Here is a 21,923-nt window from a genome sequence, read left to right on the forward strand (position 1 = left end):
ATTAATTAAACAGGAAAAAAATATGGGGAGAGTGGGAACAAGACACACTTGTTCCAATTAGGAATATGATAGGCCTATGGCCGGATTGTATTAATTACAAACGGATGAATAGAAGTAAATACGTTAAGACCTGATTGTCCTAATAAAAATGCAAATTGTTCCAAAATGGGAAAAATGAGAAATGAATAACAAGATGAAAAACTCGGGTACTAGAATGTCGACCGCTCTGACCGCGAAGTAAGGGTCAGGGTTTTCCGTGTAGAAAAGTTAGTATGTAACTTTGTTGTTTTCATTGGGGCAAATGTATATAAATTGAAAATACAAATGCTAAAAAAAATGTAAAAAAATAAAAAAAATATTTCTAAAGTATTGATTTATATGTTGTTGATAATGAAAAATCCGAAGTCGAGACTCCGGATTTTAGTAGTGTTGATGCTGTTTTACTGCTTGATTATTTTCCTGTTATATTCCCGATTGTCAACTAAGATTCTTGCAAAATAGATTCCGTTTGGTAATCGACTGATGTCAATCTGCTTGTTCAGATTTTCTTCTGAAGTCATCATTTGAGCATTGTTGATCATCTTACCATTATTGTCAAAAAGGAAGTATTCAATCCGTTTGGCTTTGACATTATTTATTGTCAGATTGAAGATTCCGTTTGTAGGATTCGGATACAAAACTATTTCTGTTTGAGCCTCACTTATTTCAGCTTCATTATTTTTTGCAGAACAATTAATAGCCGTCACGGATAGTGTTCCATTTGCATTATTTGTTGAGCTGATGCTGTTTTTAGCTTTTATAAAATAAGAGTACGTTGTTCCGGATGTGATTAAATAAGTATTTAAAAAACTCGTTCCCGTTACGTCGGACGCATATAAATTTCCGTTTCTGTAAATGTCGTAGCTTGTTGCATTAGCGGAGGTTGTCCATGTTAGATTTATAGCACTTGTAGTTCCGCTGCAGGTTGGCGTTGCGGTTAAAGTAAAAGCTCCGGGAGGGCAGTTTATGGCCGTTGCAGAAAGTGTTCCATTTGAATTTGAAGTTGTTCCGGTCGCATTTTTTGCTTTGATGGAATAGGTGTAGGTTGTCCCTATGGTGATATAAGTATTCAAAAATTGTGTTCCGGTGATGTTGCTGGCATAAAGTGAGCCATTTCTGTAGATGTCATAATTGGAGGCATTTGAAGAAGCGGTCCAAGTAAGTTTGATTTGGCTTGTTGTGCCGCTACATTCTGAAGTTGCGGTTAACGAAAATGCGCCCGGAAGAGGTACAGAGTTGCAAGTTACGTTAAGATTAGATTTCAATGAGTTGAAATAAGAAAGTGCAAATGTATCTCTCCAAGTTGAACTTGTCAATTTAGAGGCATCAGCGGAATCCACAAAACCGATTTCATTCAGACAACCGGTCGCAGAAGAATATTTCAAGACACCAAGATGATACGCCAGAAAACTATTATCTTCCACGCATCGTCTGTTATTCCATGCGCCATTTGTTGCCATATCGGTTTGGATTTTTTGTGCAAAAGCAATGTCAGGTGCTGTATCGGTGTCACTGTCTGTGCAATAGAAAGTTTCTGTGCCGGTTCCTCCCCCGGCGTTACAGTGGATGCTTAATAATCGGTCGGCGTTCCAATTATTTGCCATCTGAGCGCGTTGGTTAACAGAGATCCAACCGTTTAAATTGGTGTTTCGTGTCATTTGTACCGTCCAATTGCTGCATGAATTCTGGATTAGATTTCTTGTTCTTAAACCCACTTCCAATGCTGTTTCAATTTCAGTAGCGGTTCTTCCGTCCGGATTATCAGTTGTGGTAGTGCCATAACCGTGTCCGGGATCAATAACTATTATCTGGGCTTTTGCCGTTAAGGAGATCAAAACGACAAAAAGTACTTTCAGGAATTTTTTCATGACTTACAGTTTTAGTTCAGAAATGAAAATTTTACCGGTTTTATCATCCGAAAACATCACTTTATTGTCCCCGTAAAAACAGGGAAACATTTCGAAAGTATCGTTTGTGTCAGTGAGTTTTTTTGATTTATGGGTTTCGACATCGAACAGATACAAATCTGAATTACTCACCGTGTGTCCGTCTTTGTTTTCGTCCAAAAATCCGATCAGATATTTGTTATTTTTCGACCAGGACGTAGCGATTCCGGTTCCAATTTTTGTTCCGTTGCTTTTTCCATCCAAATTATAAATATAGATGTCAGCTCCTTTATGAACCGCTATTTTTTTTTCGTCATGTGAAATGATAGCATTGTAAAACTGACCTTCATCATTAGTAATAACCCAACTTTTTTGGGTTTTCAAATCCTTTGCTTCAATTTTTAATGTCGAAAGATTGGTGTAAACTACTATGCCGGTTCTCTCAAATCCTTTGAACGAAGGGAGCCAATTAGGGTTTACAGCCGTTTGTTTCGTAAACTTTTTGGTTTTAATACTATAGGAATTAACCGTCGCATGCGAATGGTAATCTGCTTTGTTCTTTTCCCGGAAATAAAATGTTGCGGAGTTTGGATTCCATACGTAGGCATAACCGCTTCCTGTTTTATCTGAAATCTGTTTAATCTTATTCTGTTCCAGATCCAGAAGATAGACTCCTTCATTGTGCTCTTTTGTGAGAAGTGCAAATTTTCCGTCTGGTGAAACTACAGGATTGCTGAATATTCCTTTTACAGGAAATTGTTTTGGTTTGTCCAGTTTTTGCGCCTGTATCGTAAAGCTGAAGATCATTGTGGCTGCGAATACTAAATGTGTTTTCATATATAAAAGTTTAGAATACTAAAATAGGATTTGTTTTTATAAAAACAAAGAAAAAACCTACATTTTTAAATCTAAACAAAAAAAACACCTTCGCAGAGAAGGTGTTTTTTGAATATGAGTATTGATTATCTTCTGAATTTATTACGGGTAATGATGTTTTTAAGTTTTGCTTTTAAATCTTCTCCCGAGTCATATACCATTTGTTCATTGCTTGGGAACGGTACGGCCCGCAAATCGAAATAAGGCAGATAACTCTCGTCACAGGCACGTTTATCGCCGTTGTAATTCGCATAGATATGCTCGAAGGTGAACTCACTTGCTAACGGGAATGTTTCTATTAACTGGTTGGTTTTGAAATCGATATAATCAACCTTAGCAGTTACCTGACATGCTTTAAACTGCTTGAATTCATAAATGTTAGCGTGAATGGTCTTAAAGTTATCCACTTTGATAGGATGCCCTAAACTGTCTTTGACCACATTTCCGTGGCTGTCCAAAAGTGTTTTTACACCGTCTTTGACTTGTTTTTCTTTAATGAATTCTTTCTCTTTAATCTGTTCCGGAGAAATATTGATCTGACGGAAATTTACAATCAATGCATAATCATAATGAATTCCTTTCTGACGGTTGCTGTGATAAACCGTCCACTTGTCGTTTAAACCAAAAGTGCTGAAATCCAATAGATCGCTTTGCAGATGTGTCGGAATCACCATGCTGGTTTCATTTTTAGTGAAAACATTCACAAAATCAGTTCCTTTAAACTGCGCTTCATCGGTTAATTTTTTAACGTCTTTGTAACCCGGATTGATTTTTTCCAGGTAAACCAAATCATCGTAGGCTTTGCGACAGCTCATTTTATCATTTGAATCCAATAACGATTTTGAATTGTCATAAAGGTATTTTGACAAAGCATTTTTACTGCTGACGATCTGATCGGAATAGTTGTTAAAATCGAACACCGCATTTCTGTGCGCATCGATTAAGTATAAAGGCAATAACGGTCGGATTTTTTCCTGACGGTTATTCAACTGCTGATACAGGTTGTGGATTTTTTCCAGATTTGCGGGATTTGCATCCTTCGCAAGCATTTCAATATCAGCTAAGTCACGTTGTTTGGCTTTGGCAAAAGCTTCTTCCATCAGGTAAACATATTCCTGTTTTCCTTTTGAATTTTTATTGGTTCGCAAAGATTCGAAGGCACGGTTGATCGCACCATCATAATCACCATCGCTCAACATACTCTGCGTGCTTTTAACGCCGCATGAAAAGGCAAAAAGCAATAAAATAAGAAGGGTAGAAATTTTATTCATAAATATAGAATTTTGACAAAAATATAATTTTTTGTGACCTAATGCCTCTGTCCGCTATCTTTTTGTCTTGTTTTAACAGAACGAGGCAAAAAGGATGCCATTTCTGTCGATACTCATCGGAATGGGATTGCCCGGATTTGATAAAATGGTCAAAAAAAACTCCGAAGGCTGAATTTCGGAGTTTTGTGATGTTTATTATTTTGTTGGAATAGGAGGCAGTAATTTGCTGGACACTTCCCCAAATCCAATACGTACATCATTGTTCTGGCAGAATCCTCGCATGGTTACGGTGTCACCATCATTAATGAATTTACGTTCGGAACCGTCTTTCATTTTAAGCGGATTTTGACCACCCCAAGTAAGTTCAAGCATAGAACCGAAACTGTCATCAGCAGTTCCTGAAATAGTTCCCGAACCCATCATGTCACCCGAGTTGATTCGGCAACCATTGATCGTATGATGTGCCAATTGCTGGTTCATCGTCCAATACATATATTTGAAATTCGATTTACAAACTATGGTTTCTTCACTGTCTTCCGGCGCAATGGCTACTTCAAGGTTGATATCAAAAGCATGATCACCTGTTTGTTGTAAATAGGGAAGCGGTTTTGGCTCCTGTTTTGGTGAAGCAGTTCTGAAAGGCTCTAACGCATCCAGTGTTACAATCCATGGAGAGATCGATGATGCGAAGTTTTTTGCTAAGAACGGTCCAAGCGGCACATATTCCCATTTCTGAATATCTCTTGCGCTCCAATCGTTCAATAACACCATTCCAAAAATATAATCTTCCGCTTCGGTTACAGGAATATTTTCTCCCATAATATTTGCGTCAGTAGTAATAAAAGCAGTTTCCAATTCGAAATCCACCAAACGCGAAGGACCAAATACAGGCTGTGTTTCACCGTTTGGTAAAGTTTGTCCCATTGGTCGGTGAACCGGAATTCCGGAAGGAACAATCGTAGAACTTCTCCCATGATAACCTACAGGAATATGTAACCAGTTAGGTAATAAAGCATTTTCCGGATCGCGGAACATTTTCCCGACATTGGTAGCGTGTTCTTTACTTGAATAGAAATCCGTATAATCACCAATGTGAACCGGTAACTGCATCTCGACATCATCAATATTGAAAACAACCACGTCACGGTGTGATTTGTTGTCTCTTAAAGTAGGATTGTTGGCGTCAAAAATATCAGCAAGACGGTTACGAACCAATCTCCAGGTTTTTTTACCATCCGAAATAAAATCGTTTAAGGTGTCCTGCATGAACATGTCGTCAGTAAGTTCAATACCTTCAAAGTAACCCAATTGCTGTAACGCTCCCATGTCAATGGCAGAATCACCAATTCGAGTTCCGATGGTAACTACATCTTCTTTAGTAATGAAAACTCCGAATGGAATATTCTGAATCGGGAAATCGCAGTTTTCGGGTACTTCTAACCATGATTTTCTAGTAGGATCATTTGCTGTGATTGGCATGATATTGTCTTTTTTGTCGGTTTATATTTCAATACATCAAATATACTTTCTATTGTGATTTTAACAAACACTTTTTGTATTTTTGAACTCCATTTAACAAAATATTTGAAAATGCAACGCGACGAACAAATTTTCGACTTAATTCTTGAAGAACAAGACAGACAAATCCACGGACTGGAACTTATTGCATCTGAGAACTTTGTGAGCGACCAGGTAATGGAAGCAGCAGGTTCGGTGTTAACCAATAAATATGCAGAAGGCTACCCGGGAAAAAGATATTACGGAGGGTGTGAAGTAGTAGATGTTATCGAACAAATCGCAATCGACAGAGCAAAAGCTTTATTTGGTGCAGAATATGTTAACGTACAGCCACACTCGGGATCACAGGCAAATTCAGCTGTTCTTGCAGCTTGTTTAAAACCGGGTGATACAATTTTAGGTTTTGACTTATCTCACGGTGGTCATTTGACGCATGGTTCTCCTGTAAATTTTTCAGGTAAACTATACAAAACGGCTTTTTACGGAGTAGAGAAGGAGACCGGTCGTTTGAACTACGATATTATCCAGGAAATTGCAACTAAGGAACAACCAAAATTAATCATTGCTGGGGCTTCGGCTTATTCGCGTGATATGGATTTCAAACGTTTCCGTGAGATCGCGGATTCTGTTGGCGCTATTTTAATGGCAGATATTGCACACCCGGCAGGTTTAATCGCAAAGGGGTTAATGAACGATCCTGTTCCTCATTGTCATATTATCACAACTACAACCCATAAAACATTACGCGGACCAAGAGGCGGAATGATCATGATGGGTAAAGATTTCGAAAACCCTTGGGGTTTGACTACTCCAAAAGGTGAAATCAGAATGATGTCGCATGTATTGGATATGTCGGTTTTCCCTGGAAATCAAGGCGGACCATTGGAGCATATTATTGCTGCTAAAGCGGTTGCTTTTGGTGAAGCATTGACTGACGAGTTCTTCCGTTATGCAATGCAGGTTCAGAAAAATGCAAAAGCGATGGCTGAAGCTTTCGTAAAAAGAGGATACAACATTATTTCAGGCGGGACAGACAACCACATGATGTTGATCGACTTGAGAAACAAAAACATTTCAGGTAAAGAAGCTGAAAATGCTTTGGTGAAAGCGGATATTACTGTGAACAAAAACATGGTTCCTTTTGATGATAAATCACCGTTTGTAACTTCAGGAATCCGTGTTGGAACTCCTGCAATTACTACTCGTGGTTTAGTTGAATCAGATATGGAAACCATTGTTGATATGATTGACAGAGTTATCATGAATCATACCAACGAAGAAATATTAGAGCAAATTGGTGATGAAGTATACGAAATGATGAGCGAGCGCGCTATGTTTGTATTCTAATCAGATACCTTATTTATATAAAATAAAAAATCCCTCAGCTGAGGGATTTTTTTTATGTGTATTATTTTCGTCCGAATAACTCGTAACGCAAAATGAATGACATATTGTTGAAATTTACCGGAACAGCCGGTATGCCGGTAACGTTTGATTCAAAAAAGTATCTGAATTCACCAGAGAACTTCTTGTAATTGTAACCTGCTCCAAGTGCCACAGAAAAACTGGTTGTTGTAAAAGGATAACCTGCTGTTGAACTCTCATATTTGATACTACTGCCGTCCGCTACATATCTTACATTTCCCACTGCATTTAAAAATATCTTATTGCTGTTATTTAAAAAGAAATAATGACGAATACCGAACGGAAGCTGGAAATACTCAAGATCCATGCTGGCTACCATCGGTTTGCTCACCCCATAAGCGGGTAGTTCATATTTATCTCCTTTAAAATGGTTATAAGACGGCTCAAAAAGGACGCTCCACTTCTTGTTGTTAAAAGGCAAAAACAATTCTGCTTCCAATCCAAATCCGAAATTTGACCCGGAAAATTCAGGAGAGAAACTAGGCGAAAAATCTTCAACTTTTATAGAGCTGATATTATAGATTACCGAAGCTTTTATACTATATGCAGTTTTACCTGATTCATTTGTAACAACTTTGGTGTCTCCTTTACATTTGTTGAAGTCACTGAAATAGTTTACTAAATAGGATCTTTTGAACTCAAGTCCGCTAATTTTGTTCTTGTCGTTATCACTGCATTTAACATCATACCAAAGCTGTCTTTTGAAGTAGTCGTTTGTTAATATCGTATTGTTATCGTAATCCCTGTTATTCTTAATATCCTCAGCAGAAGGGAAATACTTGATGTATATCAATTGTTTGATAGGAGCATTGGTGACAGAATAAAAGAATTTTTCTATTCCGTTGCTTTCATAAACAAATAGTCTTGCCGACCCATTAACCAACTCTTTTAAAAACAATCTCTCATTGTTAAATTGAGGTTCTTTTGTGTGTCCTACTTTATTAACATTAATACTTGATTTTTCAATATCAATATCTGCTCGTACGTATTTTGTTTTTAAATCGATTCCAAATTCGGTAGCATAGTCAATGGAAATATTCTCAACTTCTGATTCCGGACTTACTTTAAAATCAAAAGAATTCGGGTTATTTCTCCAATCTACATTTTTTATAAGACCTTTTATTGTTTGATTCTCATTGTTAATGTAGTATCCGGGTTCGAATTCTATTTGCGCATTAATCAGATTTGAAATGAAAAGAATAATAAACAGGTAATGGGCTTTTTTCATTTTTTAAAAATAGTTACTATTAAAATTTAAGTGATTTTAAAAACCTTGATATAAGAGAAAGGGAAGCTTATGTTTTATAAGATTCCCTTTTCAAAGTTGGTGCAAAACTATATAATTTTAGTAATTATTTTTGATCAATTTTGTTAGATTATTCTTCTTTCTGCCCCATCATCATCAGGTAGGCTTTTAAGAATTCGTCGAGGTCACCGTTCATAACGCCGTCTACATCACTGGTTTCATAGCTCGTGCGAACATCTTTAATCAGTTTGTACGGATGCATCACATAATTTCGGATTTGAGAACCCCATTCGATTTTCATTTTTCCGGCTTCGATATCGGCTCGTTGTGCTAATCGTTTTTTCAATTCGATTTCATACAATTGGGAACGTAACATCTGCATGGCACGCTGACGGTTATCATGCTGCGAACGAGTTTCCGAACATTGGATCTGAATTCCGGTCGGTTTGTGAACCAACTGAACTTTCGTTTCTACTTTATTGACATTCTGACCACCGGCACCACTGGAACGCGCGGTTGTAATTTCAATATCGGCAGGATTGATCTCAATTTCAATCGTATCATCCACCAAAGGATATACATAGACTGAAGCAAACGATGTGTGACGCTTACCATTACTGTCAAAAGGAGAAATACGAACCAGACGGTGTACTCCATTTTCGCCTTTCAGGTATCCGAAGGAATAATCACCTTCAATTTCCAATGTAACGGTTTTGATTCCGGCCACATCGCCTTCCTGAAAGTTCAGTTCCTTGATTTTATATCCTTGTTTTTCGCCCCACATCAGATACATACGCATTAACATTGAAGCCCAGTCGCAACTTTCTGTTCCCCCGGCTCCGGCTGTAATCTGAAGTACCGCACTCAAGTTATCACCTTCATCGGAAAGCATGTTCTTGAATTCGATATTTTCAATATGTAAAAGTGTAGTATGGTATTGTTGATCAAGATCTTCTTCGGTAGCATCGCCTTCTTTGAAGAATTCATATATTAACTGAAGTTCTTCAGCTAAGTCGTTGGCTTTTTCATAATCTTCAACCCATTTTTTCTTGGATCTCAGGTTTCTGACAATGACTTCGGCTTCTTTGGCGTTGTTCCAAAAATCGGGAGCAAAGGTTTTTTCTTCCTCGTTGGCTATCTCAATAAGTTTCTTATCGACGTCAAAGATACCTCCTTAACGCACCAAGGCGCTCAATAATATCCTTAATCTGTTCGGTATTTACCATAAAAATTGTAGTTTTATACCGCAAAAATAGACATTCCTTTTTAGAATATGGAAATTAATTTAGTTAGCGATACGGTTACCAAACCAACCCCTGAAATGCTGCAGTACATGTTTCGTGCTAAGGTAGGCGATGACGTTTACCGTCAGGATCCTACGGCAGTGGAATTGGAAGAAACGGTAGCTGATTTGTTCGGAATGGAGGCGGGATTGTTTTTTCCATCGGGAACCATGGCCAATCAAACCGCCATTAAATTACATACGCAGCCGGGCGATCAGTTGATTTGCGATAAGTGGGCACATGTTTATTTGTATGAAGGAGGAGGAGCGTCTTTTAATAGTGGAGTTTCCTGTTCGTTGGTGGATGGCGATCGCGGAATGATCACTTCGCTTCAGGTAGAAGAGCATATCACGGATCCGGAGTTTTATCATAACCCGAAAACTTCGTTGGTTTGCATTGAAAATACTACCAATAAAGGAGGTGGTGCCTGTTATGATATTGAAGAATTGAAAAGAATCAAACAGGTTTGCATTGAAAATAATCTGAAATACCATTTGGATGGAGCGCGTTTATGGAATGCCTTGGTAGCCAAACGCCAACATCCGAAACAATACGGTGAACTGTTCGATACCATTTCCGTTTGTCTGTCTAAAGGAATGGGAGCTCCTGTAGGTTCTTTGCTTTTAGGTGATAAAGAAACGATTCACCGAGCGTTGCGAATTCGAAAAATTTTAGGTGGCGGAATGCGTCAAATCGGTTATTTGGCAGCAGCCGGATTATATGCATTGCAAAATAATGTGGGCCGATTGGATGAAGATCATCGCAGAGCGAAAGAAATTGGTGCTTTGTTGCAAAGATTGTATTGGGTAGAAAAAGTAGAGCCTATTGAAACCAATATTTTGATTTTCTCGGTAAAACCTCAGTTTGATGAAACCTTACTGATGGAAAAACTGAAGCAGAAGAATATCTTTATCAGTTCGATGGGTAAAGGGAAACTCCGCATCGTAACCCATTTGGATTACAAACAGGTAATGCACGATTATGTGTTGGAAGCTTTGATGAAGATCGAACTTTAAAAATCTGCGCCGACTTCAAACGTCATGGTTTCTTTAGTTAGCGGATGTTTGAATTCAAGCCATTCAGCGTGTAAATGCAGGCGGTCGGCTTTTGTTCCGTATAGATCATCTCCAATAATAGGACAGTTTAATCCCAAAGCATGAGAAGCGTGCATTCGCAACTGATGCGTTCTACCGGTGATTGGCCAAAAATGAACCCTGGTTTGTTGATCGGTTCTTTCAATAACTTTCCATTTTGTTTTCGCAGGTTTTCCGTATTCGTAACAAACTAATTGACGCGGACGATCGTCCAAATCAATTCGCAATGGTAAATTTATTTCGCCTTCATCTTGGGATACAATTCCATTCAATAAAGCGGTATAACGTTTTTTAACTGTACGTTTAATGAACTGTCCTTGCAGAAGCTTGTGTGAATCTTTGTCTTTCGCAATCACCAACAAGCCGGAAGTTGCCATATCCAGACGGTGAACGATAAGCGGACCGGTCGCTTCAGGATATTTCAGTTTCATGCGCTCGTAAACCGAATCCATAATGTTGATGCCGGGAACCGATAAGAAATCGGCAGGTTTGTTAATCACCGCTAAATAAACGTCTTCATAAACCGTTTCAAGTGGAACGCCCAATGCAGGATTTATCAATAACGGATTTTCATCTACGGAAAGACCTTCCAGCATATGACCCAAAATAGGTTCGCATTTTCCGCGACAGGCAGGATAGAAATGGCCATGTTTTCTAATTTCTGATTTAGGTGATTCACCCCACCAGAACTCGGCCATGGCGATGGGCTGCAGATTATTCAGGTAAGCGTATTGTAAAAGTTTAGGTGCGGCACATTCACCGGCAGCAGCTGGCGGTTTCAGCAAAGTGGTATTTTCGAAAATTTCGCAAAGACTTTTCGTTTCTCCATTATTGTTAAGGAAATGATACTGATCGAATAGCTGTTGTTGTAAATTGGCTGACTTTTGTTTGCGCTCTTCCTTTAAGAAAGTGATTTCATCTGTATAAACGGCTAGTTTGTTCTTCGTTTCCGAAAGACGTTCTTCAAGATATTCTGTCAGTTCACGTAACAGAAACTTGTCTTTTAAACTTTCGCGCACCAAATCATTCATGTAAATTTCCAGTGCAGCGGCATCCTTAATTTCTTCCTCAGCTTTTTTCCGAAGCAGTTTGCGGGCTTTTTTTGACTCGCTCATTTTCGCTTTCTGCTCTTCTATTTTATTTTGAGCCGAAGCAGTTTCTGTTTGAAGGGCATTGGTTAACTCGATAAAATCCGGATTGTTTTCCAAAGATTCAATTCGGTCATTGATCTGAGTGAGTTCTTTAATTCCTATGATGAAAAAACTATCTTCTTCCAACATATCATAAATAGGAGGGACAAACAAAGGATGGTTGTTTTTTTCTGCCAGTTTTCCGGAGAAAGCCGCTAAGTATCCGATTTCATTTTGCGGATTTCGGACTACCATTACGCCAAACATCTTTCCGATAACCAATCCGTCCTGGTCTTTGTCTAATCCGAAGTTATGCTCCCAATCGGTTTGATTGTGAAGATAGTCCTGTAGTTCTTCAGCTGCTAAAATGCTTAAAGGATCCGGTTCATAATAAAACGGGAATGTAAACCGTTCCGGCAAAGCATATGAATCAATATTCCCTTTAAAAGGTATAAAACAAGTAGTTGTTGCGGCTTCGGACGGATTCATTACTATCGGTAAACTTCGGTTTTATTATAAAATGCTATTAATTACGCGCTTACGTCGCGAGCGGCAAAAATAGGAATAAATAAAAACATTATGGTTACATTAAGTTTTCAGAATGGTAACATTAACTTAATATTCTGAAATAGAATTAATATTAGTTTTGCCGAAAAATAACATAACTCAAAATGAAAAGAATTTTTATCCTCGTATTTTTAACAATTTTATTTTTTACAAATACGATCTCTGCTCAAACTTTTGATCCGAAAGTAGATCAGTATAATGCCTGGATCTTTTATACAGGAAACCACAAACTTACAGAGAAGTGGGGACTGCATACTGAATTTCAATGGAGAAGAAGTGAAGGCTTGTCAGATCCAATGCAAAATCAGGTTCGTTTAGGTCTTGATTACAAACTAAGCAAAAGTTATATGGTTTCAGCAGGATGGTCGTACATCGAAACTTTTGAATATGGTGAATTGGCTAAAGAAACGCCAACTCCAAAATACAACCAGTTCAAATTTAACGAGCAACGTATCTGGGAACAGTTTATCATCAACCATGAACATGTTGGACGTTTCCATTTCGACAGCCGTTTCCGTTTGGAGCAAAGATGGATTGCTAACTTGGTGAAAGAGAACGGTGTTGATTACACAAGACCTTCAGATGCTTATTTAGCGGCTAATCCAAATGCTGAAGACTGGAGATTCCGTCAAAGAGCTCGTTACCGTTTCAGAATGCAGGTTCCATTATCTAAACCGGAGATGACAGATAATACGTTGTTCTTTGTTGCTGCAGATGAGATTTTTGCAAACTTCGGAAAACACGTAACGGCTAACATTTTCGACCAGAACCGTTTATATCTTGCTTTAGGATGGAGATTTAATAAAGATTTCAATGTCCAGACAGGTTATATGAACCAGTTCATTGAAAAAGGAGACGGAGTTCATAAAGAAAACAACCATACTTATCAGTTAGCATTGACTTATAACATAGATTTTACAAAAATCTTCAAAAAGAAAACAACTGAAGAAACTAAATAATTTCATGATTATTTTAAAGAAAGCGCAACGGAGCAATTCGTTGCGTTTTTTTATTTAAAAATTTGGCTATTAATAATCGCAATTGGTCGAAAAAGAGAAACAGCTTTTCCGACAATGTAATTTTAATGTTACCTTTCATATAATCCTTAATGTTAGCGTATTGATAATATAATAAGGAAGTTTAATAATATAATGATTGTATAATATTCACTTAACTTTAAGTTAATGTAGCAGATATACTTTTGTATCAAATTTAAAACAAGACAAAAAAATGACTAAAAAAGCATTATTCTTAATGTTGCCTTTAATTGGAATGTTAAGTTGTGGTAAAGGAAAAAACGAAGAAGGAGCTACTGCTACTGAAACTGCGTCAACAGCAACTGCCGTAACAATGAAAGGTAGTGATACTGTTTTGCCTTTAGCGCAGAAAGAATCAGAAGAGATGATGAAGAATAACAAAGAAGTTAGTGTAACTGTAGTTGGTGGAGGTACCGGAGTTGGTATCACTGCGCTTTTAGAGGGAACTACTGATATCGCAATGGCTTCAAGAGATTTGAAAACAGAAGAGAAATTAAAATTCTCTGAAGGAAAAAAAGAAATTGAAAAAGTTACAATCGCGTTTGACGCTTTAGCGGTAATTGTGAATCCGGCTAATAAAGTAGGTCAGTTAACCCGCGAACAAATTGAAAAAATCTATACAGGGGAAATCAAAAACTGGAAAGAAGTTGGTGGAGCAGACGAGAAAATCGTGGCTTACTCAAGAGAATCTTCTTCAGGAACCTATGAGTTCTTTAAAGAAGAGGTAATGGAGAAAAAGAACTATGCGGCTGATGTTTTGAGTATGCCTGCTACCGGAGCTATCGTTCAGGCTGTTGGTCAGACTAAAGGTGCTATCGGTTATGTTGGATTGGCTTACGAAACAAAAGAAGTGAAACCAATCTCTGTTTCTTACGATCAGGGTAAAACATTTGTTGTTCCTTCAGTTGCATCGGCTAAAGATAAAACTTATCCAATCGCGAGACCTTTATTCTACATGTATGATAAAGCAAATGCTGCAAAAGTTAAATCGGTGGTTGATTATGCATTATCACCGGAAGGTCAGAAAGTGGTTTTGGAAGTTGGTTATATTCCATTGAACTAAGAATCGGTTATTATTATACTGAAAAAGGGCGATCTGTTTAAGGTTGCCTTTTTTTTATGTTAAGAAAAAAGAATGTAGTAAATTTATAGGTGCCTACTTAACGCTAACTTAACACAAGGATAATGAATTAGATACATCCTTAAAGGTTGCCTCACGTACTTTTGCGGTGAAAATAAAATCACAGATTTGAAAACAAATTTTAAGCAAATAAAGGAAAAAACAATAGAGATGATACTGATGCTGAGTAGTGCAACTACAAGTGTCACAGTAATTCTGATTGTATTTTTTCTTTTTATTGAAGGGGCAGGCGTTTTTAATAAAAAACCAATTGAGGACGGTTTTCTGTTGGCCGTGCATCCGTCAAATTCAGTAAAGAAGCTTGAACCTTCCCAGATCAAGGATATTTTTGATAAAAAGATAACTAACTGGTCGGCTTTAGGAGGTAAAAATGAACCAATAGTTCCCTTCAGAACAGAAGATATAACCGAGTTTTATACGGAAGAAGAATTAGGTGAAAATTTTGAACATTTTCCCGAAAAGATAAATGAACACATTAGTAAAACTCCCGGAATAATAGCTTTTTTCTCAGATAAGTATAAAGCCAAGGATTTTAAAGGAAGGGAATTGAGTCTTGACAAGATAAAGATTCGTGAGTTTTTATCCGGAGAAGAATGGTTTCCCACGGCACATCCCGTGGCTCAAATGGGGGTTAAGCCTTTGATTTTAGGAACGTTATGGGTTAGTTTTGGAGCGATATTGATTGCTTTGCCGATTGGATTAGCCGCAGCGATCTACTTAAGTGAAATCGCCAGAAAACGCACCAGAAATATTTTAAAACCTTTAATCGAATTATTAGCGGGAATTCCATCTGTTGTTTATGGATTCTTCGGATTGGTTGTGATTGTTCCGATGGTGCAGGATATTTTTAATCTTCCGGTTGGAGAAACAGCGCTGGCAGGAAGTATTGTGTTGGCTATTATGGCATTACCGACAATCATAACAATTTCGGAAGATGCAATGAATAACACGCCTCGGGCCATGAAAGAAGCCAGTTTGGCTTTAGGTGCGAGTCATTGGCAAACTATCTATCGAGTGGTTATCCCTTATTCTGCTTCCGGAATCACAGCGGGAGCCATCTTAGGGATTGGCCGTGCAATCGGAGAAACCATGGCGGTTTTGATGGTTACCGGAAATGCGGCGGTAATTCCTCATACATTATTAGCACCGGTACGAACTATTCCTGCAACAATTGCAGCCGAACTTGGTGAAGCAGCCAGTGGTGGAATGCATTATAAAGCCTTGTTCGCCTTAGGGTGTATTTTATTCCTGATTACGTTTTGTATTAATATGTTGGTTGAGGTAGTTACGCACAGAAACGGTCATAAAAAGCATTAAAAAATGAAAAAAGTAAATCGATTAGCAAAACGAAAAAGAAGGAATCAGAATATTGCTTTCGGATTGTTTCAGTTTATAAGTTACGCCGTTGTAGCACTTTTATTCATTATATTAGCATTCATAGTTGTTAAAGGATTCAGTGTAATCAGCTGGGAATTCATAACTGAAATGCCAAAAGACGGAATGACCAAAGGAGGGATTTATCCGGCTATAATAGGAACACTTTGTCTTGTTGCGGGAAGTATGCTTTTTGCTTTTCCTGTTGGTGTTTTGGCAGCAGTTTATATGAATGAATATGTAAAGGATGGCTGGGGCAAGAGAATCATCAAGCAAATGACAAATAATCTAGCGGGAGTTCCTTCCATTGTTTTTGGTTTGTTCGGTATGGCATTGTTTGTTAATAAACTGGAGTTTGGAGATTCGCTTTTGGCGGGATCCTTAACCTTAGGCTTACTTGTTTTACCGGTAGTGATAAGAACGACAGAAGAAGCCTTGAAGGCCGTTGACGATACTTTCAGACATGCCAGTTTGGGATTGGGGGCGACTAAATGGCAAACAACAAGCCGAGTGGTGTTACCGATCGCTTTTCCAAATATTCTGACCGGTCTGATCCTTTCCGTGGGAAGGGTTTCCGGAGAAACAGCTCCAATTTTATTTACTGTTGCGGCTTATTTCCTGCCGAAATTACCAACATCGATTTTCGATCAGGCGATGGCATTGCCGTATCACTTATATGTTATTTCCACTAGCGGAACCAATATTGAAGCCTCAAGAGCTATGGCTTACGGAACAGCTCTGATTTTAATTATAATTGTATTACTTTCCAATTTGCTGGCCAACGCGCTTCGTAAGTATTTCGGAAATAAAGTAAAAATGAATTAGCATGCAGAAAATTGAATCTAAAAACGTAAATTTCTATTACGGGGAAACGCAGGCATTGCACGATATTTCATTATCGATGAAGGAAAATACGGTTACGGCATTGATCGGACCGTCCGGATGCGGAAAATCGACCTATTTGCGTTTGCTCAACCGAATGAATGATTTGATCGATAAAACGTCTCTTAACGGTGAAATTTATATCGACGGACATAATATTTACGATAAGAATACTAATGTTGATGATTTGAGAAAGAATGTCGGAATGGTTTTTCAAAAGCCAAATCCTTTTCCTAAATCTATTTTCGAGAATGTTGCTTACGGGTTGAAAGTCAACGGAGTTACCGATAAAAAAGTGATTGAAGAGCGAGTTATCAAATCAATTGAGCAGGTTGCGCTTTGGGATGAGGTAAAAGACAAACTGAATAAATCGGCATTTGCATTATCGGGAGGACAGCAGCAAAGGTTGTGTATCGCCCGTGCTTTGGCGATTCAGCCATCTGTATTGTTGATGGATGAGCCGACATCAGCGTTGGATCCGATTTCGACGGCAAAAGTAGAAGAGCTTATTTACGAGCTGAAGAACAATTATACGATCGTGATTGTAACGCATAATATGCAACAGGCGGGACGGGTAAGCGACAGTACGGCGTTTTTCTATATGGGAGAGTTGATCGAATATGATAAGACAAAAAACATGTTTACAAACCCCAAAAAAGAGAGAACACAAAATTATATTACCGGTCGTTTCGGTTAATTTTAAGCAGATAAATTTTTTGTTTATTATAAAAAATAATAACGTATGACACAACTAGAAGACGAAATACAAGGTTTAAAAGAAGAGTTGGTAGAATTATGGCTTTTGGTGAACCTGCAGCTTGAAAAGGCGCACCAGTCGTTAATTTCTATGGATAGGGATTTGGCAAGGGAAGTTATTGCCGGTGAAAAAAGAGTCAATTCCTATGAATTGAAATTGGACCGAAACTGTGAAAACGTTTTTGCGCTTTTCAATCCGGTTGCCATGGATTTACGATTCGTGTTGGCGGTTTTAAAAATCAATACCAATTTAGAACGTACTGGCGACATTGCTGAAGGAATTGCCAAATTCGTTAAAGAAATGGCTGAGGATTTTGACAAGAATCTTATCGAGCTTACCAATGTTAATGAGATGTTTGTGGCTTCAATTTCGATGATGTCCAACGTTTTGGAAGCTTTTGAAAAAGAAGATACAAAAATGGCCCGTAAGATATTTAAGCAGGATGAAATTCTGGATAAAATCAACAGGAAAGCCAATGGAGTCATAGCTAAATACTGCAAGGAAAACCCTGAAAATATTGAACAGGCGCTTTACCTTTTATCAATTATCAAAAAATTGGAAAGGGTAGGCGATCAGGCTAAAAATATGGCCGAAGAAACAGTTTTCTATATTGAAGCAAAAGTGCTGAAGCATAAATCGAAAACGAACAAAAAGAAATAAAAATAAAAAAGGTGGTTTTTTAACCACCTTTTATTTAAACATATCCATTCCCGGAATGTTTGGCATGCCGTCCTTGGCCACAGCTGCCAATTCTGTTTCGTTTACATTGGTTGCTTTTTCAATAGCTTTGTTCATAACTAGAACCAAATAATCTTCCAACTGTTCTTTGTCTTCCAGTAAACTGTCGTCAATTACTATCGATTTTACCTTTCTGTTAGCAGTCAATGTAACTTTCAAAAGCCCGTCATTGCTTTGTTCATCAATTAAAACGGTATCTAATCGTTTTTTGGTTTCCTCTATTTTTTGTTGGGTTTCTTTTAGTTTACCCATCATCCCCATGATGTCTCCAAACATGTTAATAAATTTAGTGATTACTGAATCGCAAAATTATTAAATTGCAAAGAGATATTTAAGCCTCTATAATTAAAAATGAATTTCTTTTGAGCGGCGTTTGTTTTATGTTGACATCTGCAATTCCTCAAAATAATACACCTAAAATGGTAGAATTAATAACGGCACCGCTGGCAACCGTAAAGCCGCATCAGATTGAAAAGCACGGACACGTTCGTACAGACGATTATTATTGGTTAAATGAAAGGGAAAATCCGGAAGTAATCGATTATCTCAATAAAGAGAACGAGTATTACAACACAATGACAGCACACACCAAACAGTTCCAGGCGGATCTGTTTGAAGAAATGAAGGCACGTATCAAAGAAGACGACAGTTCTGTTCCCTATCTTTATAACGGCTACTACTACATTACCCGATTTGAAAAAGGCAAAGATTATCCAATTTACTCCAGAAAAAAGGGAAGTCTGGAAGCCGATGAGGAAATTATGTTCGACTGCAACGAAATGGCAAAAGGATTTGCTTATTTTCAGCTGAGCGGAATGAGCGTCAGTGAAGACAACAAATGGTGTGCGTTCGGGGTGGATACGGTTTCCCGCCGTGAGTATACGATTCAGATTAAAAACCTTGAAACTGGTGAAATTCTTCCGGTAAAATTGGAAAAAACCACAGGAGGCTCCACTTGGGCCGCTGACCATAAAACCTTGTTTTATACTCGTAAGGATCTGGTAACTTTGCGTTCCGATAAAATTTACAAACATAAATTAGGTTCGGAAGCGACTGACGATCAGGTGGTTTTTTATGAAAAAGACGATACGTTTTCTACCTTCATCTATAAAGAGAAATCAAAAAAATACCTTGTGATTGGTTCTTCGAGTACGCTGACTTCGGAGTATCAGATTTTAAGAGCCGATAATCCGGACGGAAAATTTGAAATATTCCAGAAGAGGACACGAGAATTAGAGTACTCCATTTCACATTTCGGAGACAGCTTTTATATCCTGACCAATAAAGATAAGGCGACCAATTTCAAACTGATGAAAACGCCTGAAAACGCTACCGCAAAGGAGAATTGGGTGGATTTGATCCCACATCGCGACGACACTTTGCTGGAAGGGATTGATATTTTCAGGGACTATCTTGTTGTGGAAGAGCGCAACAATGGTCTGAACAAGATCAGAATCATGCCTTGGAGTGGTGAAGGAGAATATTATCTGCCTTTCGAAATCGAAACGTACACGGCCTACACGACCACTAATGTCGATTTTAATACTGAGATTTTACGTTATAGTTATCAGTCGATGGCCACGCCGCCTTCGGTGATTGATTTTAACATGAGAACCAAGGAGAAAACAGTAAAAAAAGAGCAGGAGGTTCTTGGGGGGAAATTCGATAAGAACAATTATACCGAAGAACGTATCTGGGCAACAGCCAAAGACGGAACCAAAGTGCCGATTTCCTTAGTACATCGTAACGGAATCAAGAAAGACGGAAAGAATCCGTTCCTTTTGTATGCCTACGGTTCTTATGGTTCTTCCATGGATCCTTATTTCTCATCCATTCGTTTGAGTTTATTGGACAGAGGTTTTATTTATGCCATTGCACATATCCGAGGTGGAGAGGATTTAGGGCGTGAATGGTATGATAACGGAAAATTGCTTAAAAAAATAAATACATTTACCGACTTCATTGACTGTTCAAGATATGTTATCGAACAAAAATATACATCGGAAAAACATTTATATGCAGAAGGAGGTTCGGCCGGCGGATTATTGATGGGAGCAATCATCAATGAAGCTCCGGAGTTGTATAATGGAGTTATCGCTCAGGTTCCTTTCGTAGATGTTGTCACCACGATGTTGGATGATACTATTCCTCTGACCACAGGAGAATATGACGAATGGGGGAATCCAAATGACAAAAAATACTACGATTATATGTTGTCTTATTCGCCTTACGACAATGTAAAGAAGCAAAAATATCCAAATATGTTAGTGACAACCGGTTTGCATGATTCGCAGGTACAGTATTGGGAGCCGGCAAAATGGGTGGCTAAATTACGTGTTATGAAGCTGGGAGACAGTCAGTTGTTTTTAGATACGAATATGGATACGGGGCACGGAGGAGCTTCAGGAAGATTTGAGGCCATTAAAGAAGTTACAAAAGAGTACACTTTTTTATTAGATTTGGAAGGAATTAAAAAGTAGATAAAGAATTTTTTATACATTTGCAAGGTTGTGAATATTTCAAAAAATGAGTACATTCACACTTTGAGTAATTTATTTTTTATGAAAGAAGAAATAAAAGCCTATAATAGCGTATTAGAATTAATAGGAAATACACCCCTGATAAGGCTTAATACGATCACAGAAGGACTAAAAGGTAACTTTTATGCAAAAGTGGAAGCCTTTAATCCGGGTCATTCAACAAAAGACAGGATTGCTCTTTATATCATAGAGGAAGCGGAAAAAAGAGGGATATTGAAACCTGGTGATACCATCATCGAAACCACTTCCGGTAATACTGGCTTTAGTATTGCGATGGTAAGTATCATTAAAGGATACGATTGTGTATTGGCTGTTAGCTCAAAATCTTCTAAAGATAAAATTGACATGCTTAGAGCAATGGGCGCTAAAGTATATGTTTGCCCTGCTCATGTTTCTGCTGATGATCCGCGTTCTTATTACAACGTTGCAAAACGTTTACATGAAGAGACTAAAGGTTCCGTGTACATCAACCAATATTTCAATGATTTGAATGTAGATGCGCATTACAACTCTACAGGTCCTGAAATCTGGGGGCAGACAAATGGTAAAATCACGCATTTAATTGCCTGCAGCGGTACAGGAGGAACTATTTCCGGTACAGCCCGTTTCTTAAAAGAAAAAAATCCGGGTATTAAAATATTCGGTGTTGATGCTTTTGGTTCCGTATTGAAAAAATACCATGAAACAAGAGAATTTGACAACGAAGAAATTTATCCATACAGAATTGAAGGTTTAGGAAAAAACCTTATTCCAACTGCAACTGATTTTGATGCTATTGATAAATTTACAAAAGTGACAGACGAGGAAAGTGCTCATACTGCGCGTGAAATAGCTAAAAAAGAAGGTTTGTTCGTGGGATATACTTCAGGAGCTGCTATGCAGGCTGTAAAACAATTTGCTGAAGAAGGTGAATTCAACGAAAACAGTAATGTGGTAGTTATTTTTCCTGATCATGGTTCCCGTTACATGAGTAAAGTATTCAGTGACGAGTGGATGAACGAGCAAGGTTTCTTTGACAGTATCAACGCTGAAGAAGCGCAAAAAATTGAATTCATTAAGTAATCTTTTTAGAAAATAGAATAAAGAAAATAGATAAAAGACTCTGCATTTAGCGGAGTT

The 21,923-nt window shown here is 38.0% G+C and carries 18 protein-coding genes; 10 read left to right on the top strand and 8 right to left on the bottom strand.

From position 1 onward, the window contains the following. Nucleotides 1–440 precede the first annotated feature (440 nt). The 4 genes from AC3E9U_RS13950 to fahA form a co-directional block, all read right to left on the bottom strand. Complete coding sequence (locus tag AC3E9U_RS13950) at nt 441–1,907, bottom strand: N-acetylmuramoyl-L-alanine amidase (protein WP_488747532.1); 1,467 nt, start codon at nt 1,905–1,907, stop codon at nt 441–443. Between the two features lie 3 nt (nt 1,908–1,910). Then, complete coding sequence (locus AC3E9U_RS13955; protein ID WP_488747533.1) at nt 1,911–2,762, bottom strand: TolB family protein; 852 nt, start codon at nt 2,760–2,762, stop codon at nt 1,911–1,913. 125 nt (nt 2,763–2,887) lie between these two features. Next, nucleotides 2,888–4,072 carry a hypothetical protein gene (locus AC3E9U_RS13960; protein WP_488747534.1) on the bottom strand — a complete coding sequence of 395 codons (1,185 nt, stop codon included), beginning with the start codon at nt 4,070–4,072 and terminating at the stop codon, nt 2,888–2,890. A gap of 195 nt (nt 4,073–4,267) precedes the next feature. After that, a complete protein-coding gene (gene fahA, locus AC3E9U_RS13965; protein WP_488747535.1) occupies nt 4,268–5,551 on the bottom strand; it encodes a fumarylacetoacetase in 1,284 nt (427 codons plus the stop codon). A gap of 111 nt (nt 5,552–5,662) precedes the next feature. Between fahA and glyA the strand changes: the two genes are divergently transcribed. Further along, on the top strand, nt 5,663–6,937 hold the full coding sequence (gene glyA / locus AC3E9U_RS13970) for a serine hydroxymethyltransferase (RefSeq protein WP_488747536.1): 1,275 nt from the start codon (nt 5,663–5,665) through the stop codon (nt 6,935–6,937). Between the two features lie 61 nt (nt 6,938–6,998). Here the strand turns inward: glyA and AC3E9U_RS13975 are convergent, their stop codons facing one another. Next, nucleotides 6,999–8,243 carry a porin family protein gene (locus AC3E9U_RS13975; protein WP_488747537.1) on the bottom strand — a complete coding sequence of 415 codons (1,245 nt, stop codon included), beginning with the start codon at nt 8,241–8,243 and terminating at the stop codon, nt 6,999–7,001. A gap of 148 nt (nt 8,244–8,391) precedes the next feature. After that, a protein-coding gene (prfB, locus tag AC3E9U_RS13980; RefSeq protein ID WP_488747538.1) for a peptide chain release factor 2 occupies nt 8,392–9,487 on the bottom strand; the annotation gives its coding sequence in 2 pieces (ribosomal slippage) (nt 8,392–9,423 and nt 9,425–9,487; 1,095 coding nt in all). 47 nt (nt 9,488–9,534) lie between these two features. Here prfB and AC3E9U_RS13985 point away from each other — a divergent pair. Further along, on the top strand, nt 9,535–10,560 hold the full coding sequence (locus tag AC3E9U_RS13985) for a threonine aldolase family protein (protein ID WP_488747539.1): 1,026 nt from the start codon (nt 9,535–9,537) through the stop codon (nt 10,558–10,560). Here AC3E9U_RS13985 and AC3E9U_RS13990 read toward each other — a convergent pair. Further along, nucleotides 10,557–12,257 (bottom strand): RluA family pseudouridine synthase, encoded by a 1,701-nt coding sequence (locus AC3E9U_RS13990; protein ID WP_488747540.1) that lies wholly within the window; start codon nt 12,255–12,257, stop codon nt 10,557–10,559. The genes AC3E9U_RS13985 and AC3E9U_RS13990 overlap by 4 nt on opposite strands. Before the next feature lie 182 nt (nt 12,258–12,439). On the opposite strand from AC3E9U_RS13990, the gene AC3E9U_RS13995 reads away from it, so the two are divergent. The 6 genes from AC3E9U_RS13995 to phoU all read left to right on the top strand — a co-directional run bounded on the left by AC3E9U_RS13995 (nt 12,440) and on the right by phoU (nt 18,186). Next, the gene (locus AC3E9U_RS13995; RefSeq protein ID WP_488747541.1) at nt 12,440–13,294 is read left to right on the top strand and encodes a DUF2490 domain-containing protein; all 855 of its coding nucleotides are present in this window, start codon (nt 12,440–12,442) and stop codon (nt 13,292–13,294) included. Between the two features lie 271 nt (nt 13,295–13,565). Next, complete coding sequence (locus tag AC3E9U_RS14000) at nt 13,566–14,435, top strand: phosphate ABC transporter substrate-binding protein (RefSeq protein ID WP_488747542.1); 870 nt, start codon at nt 13,566–13,568, stop codon at nt 14,433–14,435. 186 nt (nt 14,436–14,621) lie between these two features. Continuing rightward, entirely contained in the window at nt 14,622–15,830 is a 1,209-nt protein-coding gene (pstC, locus tag AC3E9U_RS14005; protein WP_488747543.1) for a phosphate ABC transporter permease subunit PstC, read from the top strand. Nucleotides 15,831–15,833: 3 nt separating this feature from the next. Then, entirely contained in the window at nt 15,834–16,712 is an 879-nt protein-coding gene (gene pstA, locus AC3E9U_RS14010; protein WP_488747544.1) for a phosphate ABC transporter permease PstA, read from the top strand. A 1-nt stretch (nt 16,713) separates the two neighbouring features. After that, entirely contained in the window at nt 16,714–17,466 is a 753-nt protein-coding gene (gene pstB / locus AC3E9U_RS14015) for a phosphate ABC transporter ATP-binding protein PstB (protein WP_488747545.1), read from the top strand. Between the two features lie 45 nt (nt 17,467–17,511). Further along, a complete protein-coding gene (gene phoU / locus AC3E9U_RS14020) occupies nt 17,512–18,186 on the top strand; it encodes a phosphate signaling complex protein PhoU (RefSeq protein ID WP_488747546.1) in 675 nt (224 codons plus the stop codon). 30 nt (nt 18,187–18,216) lie between these two features. Here the strand turns inward: phoU and AC3E9U_RS14025 are convergent, their stop codons facing one another. Next, nucleotides 18,217–18,540, bottom strand: a complete 324-nt coding sequence (locus AC3E9U_RS14025) for a YbaB/EbfC family nucleoid-associated protein (protein WP_488747547.1) — start codon at nt 18,538–18,540, stop codon at nt 18,217–18,219. Nucleotides 18,541–18,683: 143 nt separating this feature from the next. Between AC3E9U_RS14025 and AC3E9U_RS14030 the strand changes: the two genes are divergently transcribed. Both AC3E9U_RS14030 and capA read left to right on the top strand, forming a co-directional pair. Continuing rightward, entirely contained in the window at nt 18,684–20,744 is a 2,061-nt protein-coding gene (locus AC3E9U_RS14030; protein ID WP_488747548.1) for a S9 family peptidase, read from the top strand. A gap of 81 nt (nt 20,745–20,825) precedes the next feature. Further along, nucleotides 20,826–21,866, top strand: a complete 1,041-nt coding sequence (gene capA / locus AC3E9U_RS14035; protein ID WP_488747549.1) for a cysteate synthase — start codon at nt 20,826–20,828, stop codon at nt 21,864–21,866. Nucleotides 21,867–21,923: the final 57 nt, after the last annotated feature.

Source organism: Flavobacterium sp. 21.1 (genome assembly GCF_057801535.1).

Coding starts and splice junctions, on each gene's coding strand:
- AC3E9U_RS13985 (WP_488747539.1), top strand. CDS start 9,535: ATGGAAATTAATTTAGTTAGCGATACGGTTACCAAACCAACCCCTGAA.
- AC3E9U_RS13995 (WP_488747541.1), top strand. CDS start 12,440: ATGAAAAGAATTTTTATCCTCGTATTTTTAACAATTTTATTTTTTACA.
- AC3E9U_RS13955 (WP_488747533.1), bottom strand. CDS start 2,762: ATGAAAACACATTTAGTATTCGCAGCCACAATGATCTTCAGCTTTACG.
- AC3E9U_RS14000 (WP_488747542.1), top strand. CDS start 13,566: ATGACTAAAAAAGCATTATTCTTAATGTTGCCTTTAATTGGAATGTTA.
- AC3E9U_RS13990 (WP_488747540.1), bottom strand. CDS start 12,257: ATGAATCCGTCCGAAGCCGCAACAACTACTTGTTTTATACCTTTTAAA.
- AC3E9U_RS14030 (WP_488747548.1), top strand. CDS start 18,684: ATGGTAGAATTAATAACGGCACCGCTGGCAACCGTAAAGCCGCATCAG.
- AC3E9U_RS13975 (WP_488747537.1), bottom strand. CDS start 8,243: ATGAAAAAAGCCCATTACCTGTTTATTATTCTTTTCATTTCAAATCTG.
- AC3E9U_RS13950 (WP_488747532.1), bottom strand. CDS start 1,907: ATGAAAAAATTCCTGAAAGTACTTTTTGTCGTTTTGATCTCCTTAACG.
- AC3E9U_RS14025 (WP_488747547.1), bottom strand. CDS start 18,540: ATGTTTGGAGACATCATGGGGATGATGGGTAAACTAAAAGAAACCCAA.
- capA (WP_488747549.1), top strand. CDS start 20,826: ATGAAAGAAGAAATAAAAGCCTATAATAGCGTATTAGAATTAATAGGA.
- AC3E9U_RS13960 (WP_488747534.1), bottom strand. CDS start 4,072: ATGAATAAAATTTCTACCCTTCTTATTTTATTGCTTTTTGCCTTTTCA.
- pstB (WP_488747545.1), top strand. CDS start 16,714: ATGCAGAAAATTGAATCTAAAAACGTAAATTTCTATTACGGGGAAACG.
- fahA (WP_488747535.1), bottom strand. CDS start 5,551: ATGCCAATCACAGCAAATGATCCTACTAGAAAATCATGGTTAGAAGTA.
- phoU (WP_488747546.1), top strand. CDS start 17,512: ATGACACAACTAGAAGACGAAATACAAGGTTTAAAAGAAGAGTTGGTA.
- glyA (WP_488747536.1), top strand. CDS start 5,663: ATGCAACGCGACGAACAAATTTTCGACTTAATTCTTGAAGAACAAGAC.
- pstA (WP_488747544.1), top strand. CDS start 15,834: ATGAAAAAAGTAAATCGATTAGCAAAACGAAAAAGAAGGAATCAGAAT.